The organism is Raskinella chloraquaticus (SeqCode) (genome assembly GCF_021731865.1).
GTDB lineage: Bacteria > Pseudomonadota > Alphaproteobacteria > Rhizobiales > UBA4765 > Raskinella > Raskinella chloraquaticus.
Window position 1 is genome coordinate 20,384 of sequence record NZ_JAKFWN010000022.1, and the last position, 21,831, is coordinate 42,214.

Annotated in this window: 19 protein-coding genes, 1 other RNA gene and 1 pseudogene; 13 read left to right on the plus strand and 8 right to left on the minus strand. The window is 61.8% G+C overall.

Translation table 11 applies throughout. The features are described from left to right. Positions 1-74: 74 nt before the first annotated feature. Positions 75-821, plus strand: a complete 747-nt coding sequence (locus tag ACINK1_RS07990) for a 3-deoxy-manno-octulosonate cytidylyltransferase (protein ID WP_376800044.1) — start codon at positions 75-77, stop codon at positions 819-821. 41 nt (positions 822-862) lie between these two features. Further along, a complete protein-coding gene (locus ACINK1_RS07995; protein WP_376800045.1) occupies positions 863-1,735 on the plus strand; it encodes a prephenate dehydratase in 873 nt (290 codons plus the stop codon). Positions 1,736-1,744: 9 nt separating this feature from the next. Here the strand turns inward: ACINK1_RS07995 and nudC are convergent, their stop codons facing one another. Continuing rightward, entirely contained in the window at positions 1,745-2,710 is a 966-nt protein-coding gene (gene nudC, locus ACINK1_RS08000; protein WP_376800046.1) for an NAD(+) diphosphatase, read from the minus strand. A 176-nt stretch (positions 2,711-2,886) separates the two neighbouring features. Here nudC and ffs point away from each other — a divergent pair. From ffs to ACINK1_RS08015, 3 genes are all read left to right on the plus strand, one after another. After that, positions 2,887-2,984, plus strand: an RNA gene (ffs, locus tag ACINK1_RS08005) — signal recognition particle sRNA small type. A 94-nt stretch (positions 2,985-3,078) separates the two neighbouring features. Continuing rightward, complete coding sequence (locus ACINK1_RS08010) at positions 3,079-4,950, plus strand: DNA polymerase III subunit gamma/tau (protein WP_376800047.1); 1,872 nt, start codon at positions 3,079-3,081, stop codon at positions 4,948-4,950. Further along, on the plus strand, positions 4,938-5,258 hold the full coding sequence (locus tag ACINK1_RS08015) for a YbaB/EbfC family nucleoid-associated protein (RefSeq protein ID WP_376800048.1): 321 nt from the start codon (positions 4,938-4,940) through the stop codon (positions 5,256-5,258). The genes ACINK1_RS08010 and ACINK1_RS08015 overlap by 13 nt, the downstream gene beginning before the upstream one ends. A 9-nt stretch (positions 5,259-5,267) precedes the next feature. Here the strand turns inward: ACINK1_RS08015 and ACINK1_RS08020 are convergent, their stop codons facing one another. Next, positions 5,268-6,245: a hypothetical protein gene (locus tag ACINK1_RS08020; RefSeq protein ID WP_376800049.1), complete on the minus strand. Its 978-nt coding sequence runs from the start codon at positions 6,243-6,245 to the stop codon at positions 5,268-5,270. A 141-nt stretch (positions 6,246-6,386) separates the two neighbouring features. Between ACINK1_RS08020 and recR the strand changes: the two genes are divergently transcribed. After that, on the plus strand, positions 6,387-6,992 hold the full coding sequence (recR, locus tag ACINK1_RS08025) for a recombination mediator RecR (RefSeq protein WP_376800050.1): 606 nt from the start codon (positions 6,387-6,389) through the stop codon (positions 6,990-6,992). Between the two features lie 11 nt (positions 6,993-7,003). Here the strand turns inward: recR and ACINK1_RS08030 are convergent, their stop codons facing one another. Then, entirely contained in the window at positions 7,004-8,164 is a 1,161-nt protein-coding gene (locus tag ACINK1_RS08030; RefSeq protein WP_376800051.1) for a DNA recombination protein RmuC, read from the minus strand. A 111-nt stretch (positions 8,165-8,275) separates the two neighbouring features. Here ACINK1_RS08030 and def point away from each other — a divergent pair, with 111 nt between their 5' ends. The 3 genes from def to truA are packed head-to-tail and all read left to right on the plus strand — an operon-like array spanning position 8,276 to position 10,571. After that, positions 8,276-8,791, plus strand: coding sequence for a peptide deformylase (def, locus tag ACINK1_RS08035; protein ID WP_376800114.1), 516 nt, complete (start codon positions 8,276-8,278; stop codon positions 8,789-8,791). Between the two features lie 44 nt (positions 8,792-8,835). After that, positions 8,836-9,768: a methionyl-tRNA formyltransferase gene (gene fmt / locus ACINK1_RS08040; RefSeq protein WP_376800052.1), complete on the plus strand. Its 933-nt coding sequence runs from the start codon at positions 8,836-8,838 to the stop codon at positions 9,766-9,768. After that, complete coding sequence (gene truA, locus ACINK1_RS08045) at positions 9,768-10,571, plus strand: tRNA pseudouridine(38-40) synthase TruA (RefSeq protein WP_376800053.1); 804 nt, start codon at positions 9,768-9,770, stop codon at positions 10,569-10,571. Before fmt ends, truA begins: the two co-directional genes overlap by 1 nt. Here truA and ACINK1_RS08050 read toward each other — a convergent pair. Together ACINK1_RS08050 and dapE are read right to left on the minus strand one after the other, a co-directional pair. Continuing rightward, a complete protein-coding gene (locus ACINK1_RS08050) occupies positions 10,512-11,102 on the minus strand; it encodes a hypothetical protein (protein WP_376800054.1) in 591 nt (196 codons plus the stop codon). The two genes, truA and ACINK1_RS08050, sit on opposite strands and share 60 nt — an antisense overlap. A 3-nt stretch (positions 11,103-11,105) precedes the next feature. After that, the gene (gene dapE, locus ACINK1_RS08055; RefSeq protein ID WP_376800055.1) at positions 11,106-12,287 is read right to left on the minus strand and encodes a succinyl-diaminopimelate desuccinylase; all 1,182 of its coding nucleotides are present in this window, start codon (positions 12,285-12,287) and stop codon (positions 11,106-11,108) included. 140 nt (positions 12,288-12,427) lie between these two features. Between dapE and ACINK1_RS08060 the strand changes: the two genes are divergently transcribed. Beyond that, complete coding sequence (locus ACINK1_RS08060) at positions 12,428-13,156, plus strand: LuxR C-terminal-related transcriptional regulator (RefSeq protein WP_376800056.1); 729 nt, start codon at positions 12,428-12,430, stop codon at positions 13,154-13,156. 12 nt (positions 13,157-13,168) lie between these two features. On the opposite strand, the gene ACINK1_RS08065 is transcribed toward ACINK1_RS08060, so the two are convergent. Further along, positions 13,169-13,690, minus strand: a complete 522-nt coding sequence (locus ACINK1_RS08065; RefSeq protein ID WP_376800057.1) for a response regulator — start codon at positions 13,688-13,690, stop codon at positions 13,169-13,171. A 260-nt stretch (positions 13,691-13,950) separates the two neighbouring features. On the opposite strand from ACINK1_RS08065, the gene ACINK1_RS08070 reads away from it, so the two are divergent. Together ACINK1_RS08070 and ACINK1_RS08075 are read left to right on the plus strand one after the other, a co-directional pair. After that, the gene (locus tag ACINK1_RS08070) at positions 13,951-14,634 is read left to right on the plus strand and encodes an SDR family NAD(P)-dependent oxidoreductase (protein WP_376800058.1); all 684 of its coding nucleotides are present in this window, start codon (positions 13,951-13,953) and stop codon (positions 14,632-14,634) included. A gap of 233 nt (positions 14,635-14,867) precedes the next feature. Beyond that, on the plus strand, positions 14,868-16,760 hold the full coding sequence (locus tag ACINK1_RS08075) for an autotransporter domain-containing protein (RefSeq protein ID WP_376800059.1): 1,893 nt from the start codon (positions 14,868-14,870) through the stop codon (positions 16,758-16,760). 24 nt (positions 16,761-16,784) lie between these two features. Here ACINK1_RS08075 and ACINK1_RS08080 read toward each other — a convergent pair whose 3' ends face one another. Further along, positions 16,785-18,821, minus strand: coding sequence for a mechanosensitive ion channel family protein (locus ACINK1_RS08080; RefSeq protein WP_376800060.1), 2,037 nt, complete (start codon positions 18,819-18,821; stop codon positions 16,785-16,787). Between the two features lie 68 nt (positions 18,822-18,889). Then, positions 18,890-21,247 (minus strand): hypothetical protein, encoded by a 2,358-nt coding sequence (locus tag ACINK1_RS08085; protein ID WP_395760065.1) that lies wholly within the window; start codon positions 21,245-21,247, stop codon positions 18,890-18,892. Positions 21,248-21,566: 319 nt separating this feature from the next. Here ACINK1_RS08085 and ACINK1_RS08090 point away from each other — a divergent pair. Continuing rightward, a pseudogene (locus ACINK1_RS08090) lies at positions 21,567-21,831 on the plus strand (DUF302 domain-containing protein); the annotation flags it as partial.

The following is a 21,831-nucleotide window of genomic DNA, read 5'->3' on the forward strand; positions in this document are numbered from 1 at the left end:
CTACGTATAGCCTTTCATTTGTTGGATGCAATCCATTATAAGCGTCCTCCCCGTGCTACTTTTTGACGCCAACCATGACCCGACCGATCATCCTTATCCCCGCGCGCATGGCCGCCCAGCGCCTTCCCGACAAGCCGCTTGCCGATATCAATGGCGTGCCGATGATCGTGCATGTCTGGCGCCGGGCCCTGGCGGCTGATCTGGGGCCGGTGGTGGTGGCAACTGATTCGCCGAAAATCGCCGCCGTCATTGCAGCGGCGGGCGGACGGGCAGTCCTCACGCGCGCTGATCACGCCTCGGGGTCCGACCGGATCCGCGAAGCGTTGACGATTGTCGATCCCGTTGCCAGCCATGACATCATCATCAACGTGCAGGGTGATCTGCCAACGCTTGATCCAGCCTTGCCGCGCCGGGCGGCTGACCTTCTGGGCAATGCAGCGACCGATATTGGTACCCTTGCGGCGATCATCACGCGCGCGGAGGAACGTACCGCCAGCCATGTCGTCAAAGCCGTGGCAACGCCGCTCACAAATAGCCCTAACTGTTTGCAAGCGCTCTATTTTACGCGCTCAACCGCTCCCTGGGGAGAGGGGCCGCTTCTCCACCATATCGGCCTTTACGCCTATCGCCGCGAGGCGCTGTTGCGCTTTTGCGCGCTTCCGCCATCGCCACTTGAGCAGCGCGAGAAGCTGGAACAGCTGCGGGCGCTGGAAAATGGCATGCGCATCGACATTGCCATCGTCGATGCGGTACCGCTGGGCGTTGACACGCCTGAAGACCTTGACCGGGCGCGGGCGATCCTCGCCAGCGCCCCTCTTTGACCCGCCAGCAAACCTTAAACACGCAAGCAGACCTTGGGCCCATGACCAGCAACACCATCGTCTATCAGGGGGAGCCCGGCTCCTACTCGCACACCTCCTGCCGTTCGGTCTTTCCCGGTTGGGAGGCGGTCGGCTGCGACACGTTCCAGGATTGCTTTCAGACGGTGCAGGATGGCGGCGCCTCGCTGGCGATGATTGCCCTTGAAAATTCGCTGGCCGGACGTGTTGCAGATGTGCATCACCTGTTGCCAGGATCAGGATTATCGATCGTTGGCGAATTTTTCCTGCCGATTCATTTCCAGCTTCTCGCCCCCAGAGGGGCTACGACGGAAACCATCAAAACCGTGGAAGCCCATGTCATGGGGCTTGGCCAATGCCGCAAGATCATCCGCGAATTGAAATTGAAGGGCGTGGTGGCGGCCGACAATGCCGGGGCTGCCCGCGCAGTGGCCCAATCGGGCGATCTGACGCGCGCTGCCTTTGCCTCCGACGTCGCCGCCGAGATTTACGGCCTCGATACCCTGCGCCGCAACGTCGAGGATGAGGCCCATAACACGACCCGTTTCGTCATCCTTGCCAAGGACAAGCGCGTGCCGGTGCGCGGTGTCCAGCCTTGCATCACCACCTTTGTCTTTCGCGTACGCAACGTTCCAGCCGCCCTGTACAAGACGCTGGGCGGTTTTGCCACCAATGGCGTCAACATGACGAAACTCGAAAGCTACATGCTCGAGGGCCAGTTCTTTGCCACCATGTTCTACGCCGATGTCGAGGGCCATCCCGACGATCCGGGCCTGGCGCGGGCGCTCGACGAAATGACCTATTACTGCCGGGAGTTCACCTTGCTGGGCGTCTACCCCGCCCATCCCTTCCGCGACAATTTCCGCGAGCCGCTGGAAGTGCCGGGCGGGAAATAGGGCCGCAGCTCACGCCAGCCTGCCATCCAGCCAGTCGCGCAGCAGCAGGTTCGCAATCGACATCGGCGGCGGGCAGAAAAGCCCTTGCGGATGGGTATTATCGATCATCATGCGGCATTCGGCGCGGCTGAACCAGCGGCCATCCTCAAGCTCGGTGTGGTCAAGCGTGATCGCCTCATCGCTGGTTTGCGCAAGGCATCCCATCATCAGCTGGCTGAAGGGAAGCGGCCAGGGCTGGGCGGCGTGAAAGACGACACGTGTGGCGCGTACCCCCGCCTCCTCCATCGTCTCGCGGCGCACTGCATCCTCCAGCGTTTCTCCAGGCTCGATGAAACCGGCGAGGCAGGAATACATGCCCGGCGCAAAGGCCTGCTTGCGCGCCAGCAGGCAGAAATCGCCGCGCACCACCATCATGATCGCTACCGGATCAGTGCGCGGAAAATGGCTCGCCTTGCACGACGGGCATTCCCGGCGGTAGCCGGCGGAAGCGATCACGGTTCTGGCGCCGCAGCGCGCGCAATGCGGGTGAGTGGCGTGCCAGGCGAGAATGCCCTTGGCATGGCCGAGAATTGCCAGATCCTGCGACGGCACCAGCCCCTGAACGCCAATGGAGCGCAGATCGATCACCACAAAACCCCTGGCTTTGAGGCTGTCGCTCTCTTCATCCGCCATGCCGGCGAAATAGGCGACATCGCCACGCATGCCGAGAAAAATGTCAGGGGCAGCGCCAAGTGCCGCTGCTGTTGCAATCGTCATGGTGGATGAAAAATCCGGGGGTGCCCCGAGCACGGCCTTGTCAGCGGCATAGACGATCATCCGCGCTGTCGCCGTTTGCAGCGACGCGAGGCGCGCCTCGTCATCGCGCCATTCCGCCTTGCGATCCAGCGGATTATTGCCATAGCCGGCGCGCGCGCTGGGCTCGTCGGCGACAAAGGCGGGCGCGGTCCCGACAGGGAGAGGATCGGCATTGAGCATCAAAAAATCCCGGCGGAAGGGCGGGGCGGATGGCCAAAACCGCCGCGATGAAACCAGCTGCGATGGGCCGCATCGGTTGGCCGTACACAGGTTTAAGCGATGCGCCTGCGCCGTCAAGGCACGTTCGCTCGCCGTCTGCCTTGCACAGGGCCCTGCTTCTGTTCCATATAGGGCCCGGGAGGTTGGCGGCAGGCGTGCCGCTCGCCAATCGGGTCAGGTCCGAGAGGAAGCAGCCCTAACGAATTCGGCGCGGGTTGTTGTTCAGCCTCCCACCTTTGCCAGGCCGAATCTGGCGGCAATCCAGCGTCCTGCCAGCGCTGAGGCGCGATCGGGCCGGCGGAACCAATCTGACCGCCCGAGGGTACAAGATGGCTGACAACATCATAAAGCCGCCCGCCACGCCGCTTCGTGCCTATCGCGTCCTTGCCCGCAAATACCGCCCGCGATCCTTCGATGATCTGATCGGCCAGGAGGCAATGGTTCGCACCCTGTCCAATGCTTTCGAAACGGGCAGACTGCCACAGGCATGGATGCTGACCGGCGTGCGCGGTGTCGGCAAGACGACGACGGCGCGTATCCTTGCCCGCGCGCTCAATTACCAATTGCCGGGCATGGCCGATCATCCGACCATTCACATGCCCACCCATGGCATTCATTGCGAGGCCATCATTGAGGGCCGCCATCTTGATGTCATGGAAATCGACGCCGCGTCCCATACCGGTATCGATGACATCCGCGAGATCAGCGATGCCGCCCGCTACACACCAATGAGCGCGCGCTATAAGGTCTATGTCATCGACGAAGTGCACATGTTATCGAAAGCAGCATTCAATGGGCTGCTGAAAACCCTTGAAGAGCCACCTGCGCACGTCAAATTCATCTTTGCCACCACTGAAATTCGTAAAGTACCGGTCACCATATTGTCGCGCTGCCAGCGCTTCGATCTGCGCCGTATCGATATCGACGTGCTGAGCGCCCATCTCAACAAGATCGCCAGCGCCGAGGCCATGATGCTTGAGCCGGACGCGGCCTTGCTGATCGCGCGTGCCGCCGAAGGTTCGGTGCGCGACGCCCTCTCGCTTCTCGATCAGGCCAACGCGTCCGCCGAGGAGGCGATCACCGCAGAAACCGTGCGCCATATGCTGGGGCTGGCTGACCGCATGCGGATTTTCGATCTCCTTGACACGGTTATGCGCGGCAACGCCGCTGCAGCCCTTGATCTCTTCGCTGCGCATTATCGCGACGGGGTCGACCCGGCGATCCTGGTTGGCGAAATGGCGGAAGCCGTTCATGCGCTCGCCCGCGCCAAGATTGTCGGCATCGAAGCGGGCTCCGATGCCGTTCCGCAGGCCGAGCGCGAGCGCATCACCACGCTTGCCACCGGGCTGTCGCAGGCCACCTTGTCACGCGCCTGGCAGATGTTGCTCAAAGGCAGCGAGGAGCTGAAAGAGGCGCCGCGCCCGGCAAGCGCGGTTGAAATGCTGCTCATCCGCCTGTGTCATGTCGCTGAATTGCCAAGCCCTGAGGATGTGGTGAAACGGTTGCAGCGGGGCGACGAAACAGGTGCGCCGGCGCCAAGCCGTGAAACATCTCCGCCACCCGCCGGGCGCGGGCCGGCGGCTGGTCCTGCCGCCACAGGAGCGCAATCGGAAAATATGCCCTCTGCTCGCTCTGAGGTCGTTTCGCAGGCGATACCCGGCCCGGGACCGGCTAAGGCCGCCACCCGCACCACACCGCGCCTGGTGAGCCAGTCACCCGCGCCCGCAGCACTCGCTGACGCCCGCCCGACGGCGATTGTCGAATTGCTGCGCTTCGAGGATCTGGTAGCTCTCGCCCACCATAAACGCGACATCCGCCTGAAAACCGCGCTGGAGCGTTCGATCCACCTCGTGCGCTTCGAGCGGGGGCGAATTGAGTTTCGGTTTCGCGACGGCCAGGCCGCAACGCTTGTTCCCGACATGCAGCGCAAACTGCAGGAATGGACGGGCGAGCGCTGGCTCATCACCCTGTCGCAGGAGCAGGGTCTGCCGACATTGGAAGAGCAGGCAAACGTCGAGCGACAGATGCTGGTCGACGACGTCCGCTCGCACCCGAGCGTTTCGGCTATTCTCGCCCGTTTCCCCGGCGCCGAGATCATCGATATCCGCATGCCGGACGCACCGCAGCCGACCGGGGCAGGTGACGCCGGCATGACCGTTCCAGATGATGACAATGATGAGAGTGCCCCATGGACATCATGAAGCTGATGAAGCAGGCCCAGGACATGCAGGCCAAGATGAAAGCGGCGCAGGATGATCTGGAGCGCATCGAGATCGAGGGCCTCGCCGGAGGCGACCTGGTCAGGGTGCGCCTCAACGGCAAGGGCGACCTTAAAGCCGTTGCGATCGACCCGTCGCTTTTGCTTGTCAGCGAAAAGGATATCCTTGAGGATCTGTTGATCGCTGCCCACGCCGATGCCCGGCGCAAGGTGGAAGCAGCTTCGGGCGACATGATGAAGAGCCTGACGGCGGGGTTGCCTCTGCCGCCGGGCTTCAAGCTGCCTTTCTGATTTTCGAACTTACAATCTGACGCGGGTCTGGCCCTTGCGCAGCGGCCGGTCATCAGGCGTTGCGTCGGAGGGCGCTGCCGGGAATAAATTGGGCAGGTTGGGCGGCGGCAGATTGGGGATCAATTCTCTGAACGGATTGTCTGAACGTCGGGCCGGGCGCTGCGCCTCGATATTGGGTGTTGCCTGCTGAACGACCGCGCTGCTCGGCTCGCCGCCGAGCCGCGGAAACGGAATCTGCGGGAACCAGGATTGTTCGGCCGGCTGATTGGCGGGCGGGGGTTCGGGTGCGGCCGCCACTGGTGGTGCCGGCGTCACCGGCTGGAGCGCGGGCAGAGCCGGTTGGGCTGGCTGGGGCGCGGCTACCGGTTGCGCTTGCGTCAGCGGCGAGGGCGCGCCGGTCGCCCCCGAACCTGCCACTGGTGCAGGCGGCGGCGCTGGTCGTGCGTCAAGCTGCGCTTTGACCTGATTGAGGCGCGCCTGGATGGCATCGCGGTCGGGATGATCGAGCGCCGGCTCGATCTCGCTGCTGCCACTCGCGGTCCGGCGCAAATCGGCAATCACCCGCGTCTGCGTGCCGATAGAGGCGAAGGTGACGGTAAGGCGGATCGTCGACAGGCGCGATCCCGACAGCTTTGTGAGGACGGTTGAATAGGGGGTGTCGGTCGCAACCTTGTAGCCAAGCCCGATCAGCGCCGGCAGAACGGCAGCCTTGACCGGCCCGGAGCTTGCCAGAATATTGGCTTCCGGCGCTGTCAGGCCCCGGGGATCATTGCTGGCGGCGCGAATGGCAGGCGGCGTCGGAGCGTTGACACCCAAGGGGTCGACAGCCGGGCGCGTTCCCGGGCTTGCCGCCGGTTCGGCGGCCGAGAATGCCGGCAGGCTTGGAAAGGCTGGCAGGGCGAGCGGGCTCGATCCTTCAAGGCTCGAACACCCCGCACACAGGGCGCCAAGCCCTCCAGCAATCAGCATACAGATAAAACGCGACATGTGCCTGCTCTGTTATCGCAGCCAAACCGGGCTGCTACTGCAATTGTGACATACTGGCAAGCGTTCATGGCTAAACTTGGTGCATGGACAGCCGAACATGGTAAATCCCGCCTGGTTGAGTCTGACCCCTCCGGAGTGCCTATGATCCGCTACAGTGCCGGCCCTGAAATAGATCGCCTGATCCAGCTTCTGGCCCGTCTGCCGGGGCTTGGTCCGCGCTCTGCCCGCCGCGCGGCGCTGGCTCTGATCAAACGGCGCGAACAATTGCTCGATCCGCTGGCCGTGGCCTGTCGTGATGTCGCCGAGAAGATTATCGTCTGCCGCACCTGTGGTAACGTCGATACACTCGATCCCTGTTCGATCTGCCGCGATCCGCAGCGCCAGGGAGGCATGCTGATCATCGTTGAGGATGTCGCCGATCTGTGGGCGATGGAGCGCGCGGCCGCCGCCGGTGCGCGCTACCATGTGCTGGGCGGAACCTTGTCGGCGCTGGATGGCGTGACACCTGACCGCCTTCATCTGGCCGTGCTGCCGGGGCGTATCATTGATGAGAAGATCGATGAGGTGGTTCTGGCCCTTAATGCCACCGTCGAAGGCCAGACGACGGCCCATTACATCACCGATCTTCTGGCCGCGACCGGCGTCAAGGTCACGCGCCTTGCCCATGGCGTGCCGGTCGGCGGCGAACTTGATTATCTCGATGAGGGGACGCTGACGACGGCGTTGCGGGCGCGCCTGCCGTTCTGAGGGCTGTCATCTCATTCAGCCGCGAGCGGCCGTTGCAGTTGCGCCGCCGGCGGTTCACCTTCTGACAAATCAACGGTGGCGATACGCAGCCCCCTCTGGGTCACCTTTTCAGTTGACAGGATGAGACCTGTCACATCCTCGCCGGCCTTGCGCAGATGCTTGTCAAGCGCGCCTGCCCGCTCGCTCACCCGCCGCACATCTTCCAGCAATCGCCCGACCTCGACCTGGATACGCCGCGCCTCATCGCGCATGCGCGCATCGCGCACCAGCGATTGCACCACCTGGACGGCAAGCATGAGCAGGGAGGGCGAGACCAGCACGACGCGCGCCTTGAACGCCCGCTCCACGACATCGGAGAAGCTTTCCTGAATGTCAGCGAAGAGCGATTCGGAAGGGACAAACATCAAGGCGATATCCTGCGTCTCCCCGGGCAGCAGATATTTGCGCGCTATGTCATCGATGTGCCGGCCGATATCCCCGCGCACGCGTTGCTCGCCAGCCCTTGCCATCTCGCCATCGCCGCCATGGCGCCAGGCGGCAATCGCTTCGAGCGGAAATTTCGCATCGACAACCAGCACCTCGCTTGTCGTCGGCAGGCGCACGATGCAATCGGGCCGGCTGTTGTTGGACAGCGTTGGCTGAAAAGCATAGGCGCTCGGCGGCAGACTGTCCTGTATGATGGCTTCAAGCCGCGCCTGGCCGAAAGCGCCGCGCGCCTGCTTGTTGGATAGAATGGATTTAAGCCCGACCACCTCGTCAGCCAGCGCGCCGATGGCCTGGCCGGCACCCTCGACGACGGCCAGCCGCTCATTGAGTTTTGTCAGATGATCGCCGGTAAAACGGGCTGATTCGAGCAGCCCATGCCCCAGCCGATGTCCGACCGCGTCAAGCCGCTCGCTCATGGCCTGATGCATGTCACTCTGCCGCTCGCCGATCAGGTGGGTCATGGTTGAAAGCCTGCCGGCAAGTTCTGATTGGCCTGCCATGACATCGCGCAAACGGTCTTCCATCTCGCGTGCCCGCGCCTGCGCTTCGCCAGCTAGCCGCGTCTGCAGGCGTGATGAGCGCCAGGCCAGAATGGCCATCAGCACCCCCGATAGAAGCCCGGCGAGAAGCACCAGCTCAAACCCGTCGAGCGGGCGGCCACCAATGACAAGAATCGAATCGATCATGACACCACTCTAGCTGATTTACGCGTTTGATGAGACCGAACCGTGAACAAATTCACTGAATTTCGCCTGCCCATGATTGACGCTGACGCCAGCGCGCCCTATCTCGCGGCTATGACAGTCCGCCCGATCCTGACCTTACCCGATGCGCGCCTGCGCCAGAAAAGCCTGCCGGTTGCAGCCTTTGACGGCGAGCTGGAGCAATTGATCGTCGACATGTTCGAAACCATGTACAAGGCGCCCGGTATTGGTCTTGCCGCCATCCAGATTGGCGTCGCCAGATGTGTGGTCACGGTTGATCTGGCACGCAAGAACGAGCCGCCGGCGCCCCAGGCCTTCATCAACCCGCAGATCCTGGCCTCGTCCGACGAACTGGTTGGCTATGAGGAAGGCTGTCTGTCGATCCCGGAGTATTACGGCGAGATCGAGCGCCCCGCGCGTATCACCGTGGCCTTCCAAGACATGAAAGGCAATGCCCATCAGGTCGAGGCTGAGGGTCTGCTCGCTACCGTCCTCCAGCATGAGATCGATCATCTCGACGGCGTGCTTTTCATCGACCATATGTCGCGGCTGAAGCGACAGCTCGTGATCAAGAAATTTGCCAAGGCAGCAAGACAGGCCGAAAAATAGCCCGGCCCACTGTCGGGACGCCAGCTTTGTGCAACAGGAACACCATGCCTCTTTCCGTCGTTTTCATGGGAACACCTGATTTCGCCGTGCCGACGCTTGAGGCGGTACTTGCGGCCGGGCATCGCGTGACAGCGGTTTATACCCAGCCTGCCCGCCCGGCAGGGCGCGGGATGAGCGTTGTTGCCACGCCGGTTGAACTGGCAGCCCGCCGGCACGGCCTTGATATCAGGACGCCGGTCGATTTTCGTGATGGCGCGGATGTGGCCGCGCTCGCTGCTACGGCTCCTGATGTCATCCTCGTGGTTGCGTATGGTCTGCTGTTGCCGCCTGCGGTGCTGGCGATCCCGCGTCATGGCTGCCTCAATCTCCACGCCTCTTTATTGCCGCGCTGGCGCGGGGCGGCACCCCTTCATCGCGCAGTGATGGCGGGCGATGAGGAGACTGGCGTCATGGTCATGCGCATGGAGAGGGGGCTTGATACCGGCCCGGTGGCGATGAGTGCCCGCTCTTTGCTGTCCTGTGACGATACGACGGGTGATCTGCATGATCGTTTGAAGATTGTCGGCGCTGGCCTGATGGTGGACGCCTTGCGCCGCCTGGAGGCTGGTACGTTGAGCTTCACGCCGCAGGCCGATGCGGGAATTGTCTATGCGCGCAAAATCGACAAGGGCGAGACCCGCATCGACTGGGCGAAGCCGGCCAGCGTTGTGCGTCGCCACATTCATGGCTTGTCGCCGTTTCCCGGCGCCTGGTGCGAGATCATGACACCGCAGGGGGGCGAGCGTCTCAAGATCCTGCGCTGTGAATATGTTGACGCCTCCGGGCCGCCGGCAACCATCCTCGATGATCGACTTGCCATCGCCTGCGCTGAAGGCGCGGTCCGCCCTTTGCTTGTCCAGCGTGCCGGGCGCAAGGTCATGGACCGCGACACCGCCTTGCGCGGGCTTGACCTGGCCCCCGGCATGACTGTGCGCTGATGCCGCGTTATCGCCTCGATATCGAGTATGACGGGCGCCCTTTCAGGGGCTGGCAGTATCAGAGCGATGCCTTGACCGTGCAAGGCGTCATCGAGGCCGCCTTGTTCGCGCTCACCGGCGCGACGATCCGCGTCAACGGCGCCGGCCGCACCGATGCCGGCGTCCATGCGCTGGGCCAGGTCGCCCATGCCGATCTGCCGCGCTCCTGGGCGCCAGGCCGCCTGCGCGATGGCATCAACGCCATGCTGCGCCCCCATCCGGTGTCGATCCTCGGCGCATCCGAGGTGGCGGACGGTTTCGATGCCCGTTTCAGTGCTCGCGGGCGCGCTTATCGCTATCTTATTCTCGACCGCCGCAGCCCGCCAGCACTTGACAGCGGGCTCGTCTGGCATGCGCGCCGCCGCCTCGATGCGCACGCCATGAACCATGCCGCCCGCCATCTCCTCGGCCATCATGATTTCACCACCTTCCGCAATGTCGATTGCCAGGCGAAATCGCCGATGAAGACGCTGCGTCATCTGGCTGTGCGCCGTCATGGCGACCAGGTGATCGTTGAGGTCGAGGCGCGTTCGTTTCTCCACAATCAGGTGCGCTCGATGGTGGGCTCGCTGAAGCGGGTAGGCGAGGGCACCAGGCCTGACGAGTGGATTGCTGAAATTCTCGAGGCCCGCTCGCGCGAGCGCTGTGGCGCGCTCGCCCCTCCCGACGGCCTTTATCTCACAAGCGTGTCTTATGCCGCGCCGTCACAGGCCGGCGAGGACATCACCGATCCGGCCGATGAGGAGGCTGAGGGCGAGGTCTAGGGCAACGATTGCCGCCGCGATCGCTGCACTCGTTTGCAGCACGGATCTGGCGATAAACCAGCCAAATCTGAGCACAACAATCAGGAAGACGTAGGTTGCAAGCGTCGTCACCAGAATGGGGACGAGGTCAAGCCCATAGGCAATCGTTGGCAGCGACGTAAGGGCAGCCGAGGGCAGGGCGGTCCAGTTTCTGACGGTGATGTAGGCCGCATAACGCGCCCCCAGCTGCAGCCTGCGGGTGACGACGACCATGACAAGCGGAAACGCGAACCAGTCGACGATGAAGGTGAGCGCTCGCACCAGAAAGAACCGCCCGTCGCTGAAATCGTCAGACGAGAAACGCTCGCTCAGCAATAGGTTGCGTTCGGTCAGCACCGATGAGGCATAAATCGGTGCCACCAGGACAATCACCCAGAAGGAGCGGAAGAACCCTTCAGCCGACAGATCAAAACGCTCGAGCCCCTTGGGATCGCCACAGAAGAGGCGCCACGCCCCGGCCATCGCTTCTCTGATGTCGGCTCCGCTTGGCATCGCTCACGCCCTGGCCGAATGATCGAAATAAGTAGCGATAACCGCAGCGTAGATCGCTTGCAGTCGGGCAAGCTCATCGATGACCACATGTTCGTCGATCTGATGCATGGTTTTGCCGACAAGGCCAAGCTCGATGACCGGGCAGTAATCCTTGATGAAGCGCGCATCCGACGTGCCGCCGGACGTTGAATAGGCGGGCGTCTTGCCGGTCATTGCCGCGACGGCCTGCGCGACATGGTCCAGAAAGGCGCCGGGTTCGGTACGGAAGGCCTGCGAATTGCCGCGCACCGCTTCGAGCGCGTAGGCGGAGGGTCCGGCGACCGGATCAAGGCGGCGTCTGATCTCGCTCTCAAGTCGCTCAAGCGTCCACAGATCGTTGAAGCGGACATTGAGCTTTGCCCGCGCCGTTTCGGGAATGACATTGAAGGCACCGGTGCCGGCCTCGACCCCGACGATCTCGAGGTTCGATGCGTCAAACCACGGCGTGCCATGATCGAGCGGTGAGGCGAGTTCAGCCAGCAGTGCCATCAGCCGCGGCAGCGGATTATCCGCCAGATGGGGGTAAGCGACATGTCCCTGTCGCCCGCGCACCGTCAGGTTTGCCGAATAGGAGCCGCGCCGGCCGATCTTGATGGTATCACCGACGCTCTCGCTGCTTGTTGGTTCCCCGACAATGCAATGGTCGAAGCGCTCGCCGCGTCTGGTCGCCCAGTCGAGCAGTTTGACGGTACCGTTGACCGACGGCCCTTCCTCATCGCCCGTGATCAGAAAGACGATCGATCCATGGGCGAGGCGGCCCTGCGCGACATGGTCAAGGGCAGCGGCGGTGAAGGCGGCAATCCCGCCCTTCATGTCTGTTGCCCCTCTGCCATAGAGCAGGCCGTCCCGGATCAAAGCTGCGAACGGGTGGGCTGACCAGGCTGTGATATCGCCCGGCGGTACCACATCCGTGTGCCCCGCGAACGCCAGCACGGGTGATGATGTGCCGATGCGCGCATAAAGGTTTTCAACGTCCGGCGTACCGGCGTCATGGAATACCGGGCGCTCGGTCATAAACCCCGCTGGTCGCAAGACCTCTTCGAGGTAGTCAAGCGCACCAGCTTGCGCAGGGGTCACCGACGGACAGCGAATGAGCCCTTGGGCCAGCGTCAGCGCGGAAGCGGGTGATGAGGATATAGTGCCCATGGTGCGGGGATTAAGCGGGGCATGTCCGCCGGTCAACCGGGCAAGAGAAATTTACAACACACGCATAAAGTGTGTTTATTTATTATTCCCGTTATGGGATAGGTTGATTCGTTCACTCGCTCCAAAAGAATGAGCCTCCCATGCACCTGATCAGACCGACCGTGGAATTTCGTGGTTCAACCGGCGTTCCGTCTTCTGTTTCAAGCGTGCCGACGGCCTTGGCCCCGCCGCCAACGATGGCCGAGCATCTGCGCCGTGTGCTTGAGCTTGACCATTTGCACCTGGTGATGATGGTCGAGGATGAGACGAGTGACAGAAGCGTCAGGATACTTTTTTCGACCTGGAGCAGCCGTATACAGGCGCGCGCCCTTGCCGCGCACTGGCATTTCGGCACTCTCGCGACTGCCGCGCGGCGCGCGCGTGGCGGTGTGCTGACACCGGCGGATATGACGCAGGCATCCTTGCTTGCCGAAGCGCAGGTGTCGGTCGCCGATATGGCTGAACTGGGTCCGCAATGGCTGTTTGCTGTTCCCCGACGGGCTGGTCTTGCAAGCGAGATATGGGCTGGCCGCAATCGGCCGTTGAGCGCAATCGACGAAGGCTTGATCGGCGCCATCGCCCTTCCCCTGCTGCGTTCCATCTCGCAACGCTATGCCCGCCTTTCGGGTAAACCGCGACGGCTGACGCCACGCGAGGTCGAATGCCTCAGATGGGCAAGCGAAGGCAGGACGTCGGAAGACATCGCCGGACTGCTTGATATCGCCCAGACGACGGTCGAAACCCATTTCAAGCATGCGGCCGCGAAGCTTGGCGCCCAGAACCGTTCGCACGCCGTGGCAGAGGCCTTGCGCAGCGGCGTGATTGCTTAAACACGCGACAGTTTATGGCATCAGCGATGCGCCTGGCGCATCGGTTTGTTCGGCGAAATAGTAGACTTCGCCGTGAAACCACACATCGATAATCATCTGCCGTAACGTGTCGGCATCCTCGCGGCGCAGTTCCTTGTTGAGCGCGGCATTGGCGCCGAGCGCCAGCGCCTGACGCAGGATCGCATCGTCGCGAACGCCTGTGAGGACGACAACCTGAACGGCGTTGTAGCGGGCATCAGCCCGTAGCCAGGCTAGAAATTCAAGACCGGTCATGACCGGCATCTGGATATCGAGCAAAATGAGGTCCGGGAGGCCGACAGCGCTGTCGTTTGCCACGCGGCGGATGTAGTCCACAGCCTGGCGGCCATTCACCAGTTCGCGGCAATAGATATGGTGCGAGGAGCGATGCAGCACACGGCGCAGCAACGCCGCCTCGTCAGCATCATCCTCAACCAGGAGGAAATGGACATCGGCAATCTCTCGTCGCTCAACCAGCATTTCACCCTCCGGGCGATCCGTTCCGTCTTGTACCACGCAGCTTTCTGCTACCTGCTGGCTTAAGCCATTCAAGCATTGCTCAATTTCCAACGTCTTAAAGTTGGCAAGCGCAACCTGAGATCGACGTCACCAAAAATCGGGAACGGCAAATCGACAAAATGGTATGATTCGCTGGCCAGTTGGCCGCGTTGCCTGCATGGATTTTTCCGCCCGGATCGTCACGAAGTCGTGCATCGATCGTGTTTGGCAGAGCTGCCAGGCGGACGGTAGAACGCATCACGCCAAAGGAGAACAGCATGTCAGCAAGGTGCAGGGCCCTTATCGTCGGCGTCGGCGATGGATTATCAGCCTCGCTCGCCCGTCTGTTGCATGGTGAGGGCTACTCAGTGGCCCTTGCCGCCCGCAACATCGCCAAACTCGGCGATCTTGCCAGGGCGACGAAAGCAAGCGTCCACACATGCGATGCGAGTGACGCAGACGACGTCGCCGCTCTGTTCTCCGAGGTTGGCAGCGATCTCGACGTGGTGATTTATAATCCGTCGTTTCGTGTCCGTGGCCCGCTTGCCGACCTCAACCCTGGTGATGTGCGCAAAACACTTGATATCACCGCGTTCGGTGCCTTCCTCGTCGGCCAGCAGGCGGTGCGCGCGATGCTGAAGCGTGGCGGCGGCACAATCCTCTTCACCGGCGCCTCGGCCGGCGTGAAAGGCTATCCCCAGTCGGCGCCCTTTGCGATGGGCAAGTTTGCCCTGCGCGGGCTTGCCCAGTCCATGGCTCGCGAATTCCATCCTCAAGGCATCCATATTGCCCATGTCATCATCGACGGGGCTATTCTGTCCGCCCGTTATCCTGATGCTGAAGGCAAGCACGACAAGCTCCATCCCGACGCCATCGCCCGCGCCTATCTCGACCTCATCAACCAGGAGCGCTCCTGCTGGAGCTGGGAGATCGAGGTACGACCCTGGGTTGAAAAGTTCTGAGAATCGCCGGGCTCGTGGTCGGATCGCAGAACTCGTCGCAATCGTTCCTTACGTTACGTAAGTTGTTGTGACAAAACGGACACAAAACGATGCTTTCGTCACAAAACCGACGTGGAAAGGCCTGGACCGGTCGAGGCGCGCTTGCCTGTTAAACGGGCAGTAAGATAGTTTTTCCGGCAACACGCGCTGTTCATGCGCTTGACTGTTTCCGGGGGGGTATCATGTCGTCCAACATGCTTCGCGCATCTCTGTTAGCCGTTTTGACATGCGCCGGCGCCGCAGTGTCTGCTCAGGCACAGCAATTTGATCGTATCGTCGGTTTTGGCGACAGTCTGACCGATCAGGGCAATGTCGCCACGGTGTTTGGCGGAGCGGTTCCCAACTATCTCCCCTTGCGCCTGCAGCAATTTTCCAACGGGCCGACCTGGATCACCCAGCTCTTCGGGCCGTCGACGAATTTCTTCACCACCGTCAATCCCAATACCGGCAATATCAATTTCGCCTTTGGCGGGGCCCAGACTGCGGCGGGGACAGCGACCCAGCCCGTTTCGATCCAGACACAGATCAACACCTATCTTGCCCGCGGTGGCCGTTTTGGCACCAGTGACGTGGTGTCGTTATGGGGCGGCGCCAACAACATCTTTGATCTGACCAATCAGGTCGCCATCGGCGATATTCCGGTGGCTGCGGCGCCGGGCGCAGCTGTCACCGTAACCAATACGGCGGCGGTCGATATCGGCAATCAGGTGCGCCAGCTGTCGGCGGCGGGCGCGCGGACCTTGCTGGTCTTCAACCTGCCCGATTTCGCCTCTCTGCCGGCCTATAATACGGTTGCCGCCAATGCCCAGTTGGCAGGGCTCGCCTCAGGCAATTTCAACCGGGCCTTGCTGGCGCAATTGACCGGTGCTGCCGCCGCCTTGCCCAATACGAACATTATCTCGGTCCCGGTCGATGAGATCTTTCGGGCAATCGTTGCCAATCCGGCTTCGTTTGGCTTCACCAACGTGACCCAGGCCTGCCTCCTCACTCCGAGCTGTGCGGCAAGCCCGGCGCAGTTCAACAATTTCCTGTTTTTTGACACCGTTCACCCCACCGAGCGTGGCCACAGCCTGATTGCCGCCACCGTGCAGCAATATCTGCAGGCTCCGACCATCGCCGCCACCGCCGATCAGGTCCTCTCCGACACCTCGTTTGCCCTGCGCCGCTCGGCCGCCCTCGGTGCGGTTGATCAGCTTGGCCGTGTCGTCCCGACCAGCGGGCAATGGCAGTTCTTCATCTACGGCACCGGCGATGCCGGCTCGTCCAATAGCCGGTCCGCCAATGGCATTCTGACCGCAGCCGGCACCACATCAACGCCATTGAACGATTACACCACCGGCGGCGTACGACTGGGCGGCCTGCGGAATATCGGCGATGGTATCACGCTCGGCGCCTCCTTCTACTTCACCACCGGCGAGGTTGCTGGCGGCAACCGGCTTGCCGACGGCAACCGTCAGATCAAGCTCAATGCCACGCAGATTGGCGGTGACATCCTCGCTCGCTGGGACTTCGGTCGCGGATCGTTTGTCAATTTCGGCGGCGGCGCCAGCTTCGATCGTTACGATAATTATGAGCGCCGCACCCTTGGACCTCTGGTTAACGAGGCCAACCCGACGGGCTATTCGGCGAGTGTCCTTGGTGAACTGGGTCATGACTACAAATTCGACAAGCTGACCGTAACGCCAAAAGGCCGCTTCCAGTACCTGCGCACCACTGTTGACGGCTTTACCGAGACCGGCGTCGTCGCCGCCGTCAGCCTCAACAGCCGGGTTGTCGATGCGCTGGCGGGAGCCTTCGAGTTGCGTGCTGCCTACGCCTTCAATGACCAGGCAACGCTGCGCGCTTTGATCGGTTATGAGGATTACCTCACCGGTTCGGCAGGCTCCGTCACCGGCCGGCTGACCAATAACACCGCGCAGGCTTTCGCCGTGCAGATTGCCAACCCGGTCGGTGTCGGTGTGGTCTATGGCGGTGGTTTTGACTGGTCGTTTGGCACCATCGTCGCGCGCGCTGACTATCGCGGCTCAACCGGTGATCGCGGACAGACACGTCACCAGGGCTCGCTCGGCGCCAGCTTCAAATTCTGATATCGACGCAGGCGGCGGAAGCAATTATTCCGCCGCCGCCGGTTTTGCCGCGTTGATGATGGCCGCCCCGGCAGCTCCTTCGATCGCCTTCTGTCGCTCGCTATCACCCTGGACGATGACGCCAGGAGAGCCGAATGCAATGTCACTTTGACGGAACGCCAGCACCATCTGCTTCAGCGCTTCGCGCTGGACAATCGTTGGCTTGCCTGGCTTGACGGTGAATTTGAAGCGCAGGATCAACGTATTCTCGACGACGTCGGCAATGCCTTGCATTTTGAGCGGCAGCAGGAATTCGCGGCCGATTTCAGGGTCATTCAGCAGGTCCTGGCCAATGCGCTTGACCAGTTTGCGCACTTTCTCAAGATCGGTATCGCCGGCAAAGCGCAGATTGAATTTGACGGTCAGCCAGTCACGGCTGTGATTGGTGATCGAGCCAAGCTGGCCGAAAGGCACGGTATGCATCTGCCCGTTGTGATGGCGCAGCCGTAACGAGCGCAGTGAAATACGCTCCACCGTGCCGCGCAGCCGCCCGGCCTCGATATATTCACCGACGCGGAAGGCGTCATCGACCATGAAGAAGAGGCCGGCGACAATGTCGCGCACGAGCGATTGCGATCCGAAGCTGATGGCAAGGCCGAAGATGCCGGCACCTGCCAGCAAGGGCGTGATGTTGACGCCGATTTCGGACAGCGCTGCGATAATGGCAACGCCCAGGATGGTGACGCCGACGAAGCCTTGCACCAGCGGCATGATGGTTGACAGGCGGGACGCTGGTTCAGGGTCGTCCCCGTCGTCGATGCCGGGCACCAGGGGTTGCGTGCGTACGCCAAACTTGATGCGCGCCCACACGCGCGTGAGTTCGTAGGAGACGTAGCCGCCAACCAGATAGAGGAGGCCGCTGACCAGCCCCCCTTCAATGTTGGCCCAGCGCTCGATGGTGAACATGACGAGCGCTTGCGACAGAAGGTAACGGCTGAGGAGGACGAACGCCGTTGCCAGGGCTGCGACGCGGGCGCAGCGGCACAACGCCGCCGCATAGGCCATCGCAGAATCAGGCAGGCCATCGGCTGCCTTGGACATCTGGGCCGTGGCCAGCAGCAGGAAACGATCGACCAGCAGGGTCACGGCGGCCAGGATCGCCAGCCCGGCGAAAGCATAATAAAAGTCAAAATCAAGCGAGATCACGCCGTAAGTCCATGCCGCCCAGAATATGCCGACAAGGAGAAGGCCGGACATTCTCATCGCGGGCTGAGCGGGTTGGGCTGCTGAAAAAAACCGCTCTACCGCGCATAGCGCGCCAAGGCTGACAAGGCTGCCGACTATGACGGCCAGAGCCTGACCCGCGCGCCACGGCTCATCGGCCGTATGGACGGCGGGGATGCCCGCTTCGAAAAGAACCGGAATGAGGGTGATGAAGGATGCCGCCAGTCCGACCACCACCCAGACAAGGGGCATCGCGCGCGACACCTGAACGTCATTGGCCGGCACCAGCCGCAAGACGCTTTCGCCCGGCCGCAGCACGGCCAAGGGTATGAACATCGCCAGCCGCAGGCGCAACGTCGTATCGATGAGCGCAAGGCAAAACCGGTCGATGAGCGCATTGGAGGAAAAAACGGCATCGGCAAGAATGATCGCCAGCAGCACCATGACGGCAAGATCGACAACGTCGAACGCCAGCCGTCTGCCAGCCCCTGCCAGTGAGCGCTCGGGAACATCAGGCCGCAACGCTTTCAGTGGCGGCACCCTCGCCAGCAACTTCGGTAAAATCAGCAGGATCAGGATGACTCCGGACGCCAGTGCGAGCGTCCCACGATCACCGGACGAGGCGATGATCGCCTTGATGGTCTGCGCCAGCTCCTGCGGCACATGAGGGAGTGCCGAGAGAACGCCGCTGACGTGATCGCGGATCTGGCCGAAATTGCTGACCATGCGCGACACCATGCCGCGCGGAACGCCGAAACTGACTTCCCCCGCCGCGCGCGCCACGCCGCCCGTCAGGATCAAAAGCGTCAGTGCGCCGAGACCGTGACGCAGGTCGTTCCTGCGGAATACTGAGAGCATTTTGGCAATCCCCGGCAAATATCTTCCAAACTATAGAAGAGGATGCGCCGTTGCGGAAGCCTGAGACATCACTGCTGGTCAAAGAGCCGTTCGCCGAGTTCGGCGATCGCTCCGGCGAACGGTTTGAATTCAAAGACAATCTCATGGCGCCCGGGGGAGACGGCAACGGCGCGGAACAGCACGTTGGCCTTGAGGATGTCGACGGCCTCGCCATCGATCGTTGCGCGCCACCACGGATGCCACACATCGTTGAGCACCACGAAGCCGGAGGTGCTGCTGTCAACCGTCAGGCGAATGATCGTGTTGTGATATTCATTGAGTTGCAAGGCGCTGACATGCGGCCCGCTCTCGCGCAGGGCGGTCTCTGCCGCCGTCAGCCGGATGTTTTCCCTGACGGCCGGGACATTGACGGGGTCAGGCGCATTTTCCAGCAGAACCGTTCGCCTCGGGTCGAAATCGGGCCATTGCCCGGAAGAGATCAGCTGATCGAAATCCGCCACCTGGAAATCGCGCACAAACAGGGCGCGCGGCAGGGCGCGCTTGTTTTCATAGATGATGGCGTCCTTGGTGCGCTCGACGATGGTGAGATCGCCCGGCATGATGCGCTTGTCGATCTGCTCGATGGGGACGCTCGAAGCGATGAATCGCAAGCCCAGAAGGTCAGCCAGCACGCAGCGATAGGAGGGAAAGAGCTTGGTGAAATGGCGCTGGTCAGGCCCGGCAATGGTGTCACCGGCACCCGTTGCGGCAGTGAAATCGGCAAGCCGTAGCGGATTGTAGCCAAGCGTATGGTCAAACCCGTGGACCATGCCGAGATTGGGCCAGATAAAGCCGACGCCGAGCAGTTCGACGCGATCACGCCGGGCATCTTTCGCCGCCACCTGCGTATGGCTACGCAGGAATTTGATCGTCGCATTATCGGTGTCGGGCTTCAGCGCCTCGTAGGTCTTTGGCGGTAGGCCAGTGGATTCGCTTGGTCCGTTATTGGCGCTGAAATCAGCGGCGAGGAAAACGGCGAGCAGAAACAGCATAACCGGTGCGTAATACCGGTTCGGTCGCAAGACACTCCGGTGCATAAGAGCGGTGAGCAGCGCGCCACCGGCGGCGAGCCACAGCAGGCCACGCCCGAGATTGCGCGTGGCGTCCAAAAAATGGCCGACCGAATAACCCGCCACCAGCGCCGCGGCACTTGCGCTGATCATCGCTATCGCCAGCAGCCGCCACCGCCAGACCGTGAACACCACCTTGCCGGCAATCAGGGCATGCAGCACATAGCCGCTCACAATGGCGATGATGAAACCGAAGGTGAACGTTGCGTCGGCCGGCCGGCGGAAGGCGTCAATTCCCGGCAGAAGATTGAACATCCACTGAAAGACGGGGGTGAAATTTCCAAACGCGTAGATGACGTTGAAAACCAGCAGACAGGCATAGACCCGCATCTCGCGCACCCACAGCAGGCGTGAGGCAAAACTGACACCCAGCAGCAGCGCAGCCAGCGCCCCGCAATAGGTCTGCGTCATGTTGGGTGAGAGGAAATAATTCTGTGGTGACCAGATTTCGCTGGACGGCCCCCAATAGGGGCGCGTGCGCTCGGCGGCAGCAAAGAGATCGCCGAAAAGAAAGGTCAGAAAGGCTGCCGGTGACAGCGAACCGCGCGTTGCCTCGGCAAAGGAAATATCCGGCCGGTTCGAGGCTTCAGCAAACAGGAGCGTCATCAGCAGCGGCCCCGTGACAACGAGCGCGCCGCCGGCGACAGCCGCAACCAACATCGGCAGGCGTGATTTGAAACGCGCCGCAATCTCTCCACGCACCAGAAGATAGTCAGCAATAATCGCCGCGAGCACGATGCATCCGAGATAGGCGACCTGATCAGGCTCGACGATCATCACGCCAGCCGCCAGCCCGGCACAAAAACCCCACATCACCGTGCCGCGTTGCAGCGCACGCGCAAGCAGCCACAACGATATCGCCAGGAAAGCATGGCTCTGGATTTGTCCGATATGCTGGATGCGCCACGCGGCCGAGGCACCGAAGGCCGTGATGCATGCCGCCAGCAGGGCGCCGGCTGGATGCCAGCCGCGATCCTTGAAAAAAGCGATGACGGCATAGCCCGCGAGGAGCAGAAGCGAAAAGGTGAAAACGTCAACCATCCAGAATGTAGGGTCGCGGCTGAGGAGCGCCAGCAGGATGGCCGGTGAGAAGATCAGCGACTGCGGGTCGGCGATCTGCGGTGAGCCGGCAAACACATGGGGTGTCCAGAATGGCGATTGCCCGTCATGGATCGCGCGCGCCAGAAACTGGATCTGGGCTTGAAAATGCGCCTTGGCGTCATAGGGAATCGTGAGCGCACCTGACAGCCAGGGCCAACAGACAAACAGCCAGACCAACGTGAAGAGGATCAGAACCAGCCCGTATCTTTTGGTCATTTTCAGTTGATCTGGCGCCAGACTGCGCTGCCCCGGTTTACAGATAGAAAACAGCAAAAGATGGTCGCAACCACCGTGACTGATGACGCAAGAAATGTGATTGATCACATTAACGTCGAATGAATTGGCGCCCGCCGCCGGCCTCAATCTGCATGTAAGGCGAATGCTCTCACAACATTCCGTGACTTGGTGACCGCTTTGCCAATCCCTTGGCGACACGATATCGTCACGAACTCGTCACTACCTGCTGGATCGTGCCCCGTGTAACTCTGGCGTCTCGGGCCTGGCAAAAATTTTCGAGATCATTTGGGAGGAAGCTATGCGTTTGATCCTGTCTTTCATGATTGCTGTCCTGGCAATGTGTTCCGCCTCGGCCGCCCCGTTCAAGACACCGGCGGGCTGGATCGTCATTGAAACCAAGCTGTCATTTGCCGAGCTGGTCGCGCGCACCGAAGCAGCCGTGAAGGCCAATCAGATGAACATCGTCAATTTCGCCAGCGCCACCGACGGTGCCAAGGCGCAAGGCTTCACAATCGCGGGAAATCGTGTTCTGGGGGTTTATCGCAATGATTTTGCCCGGCGCA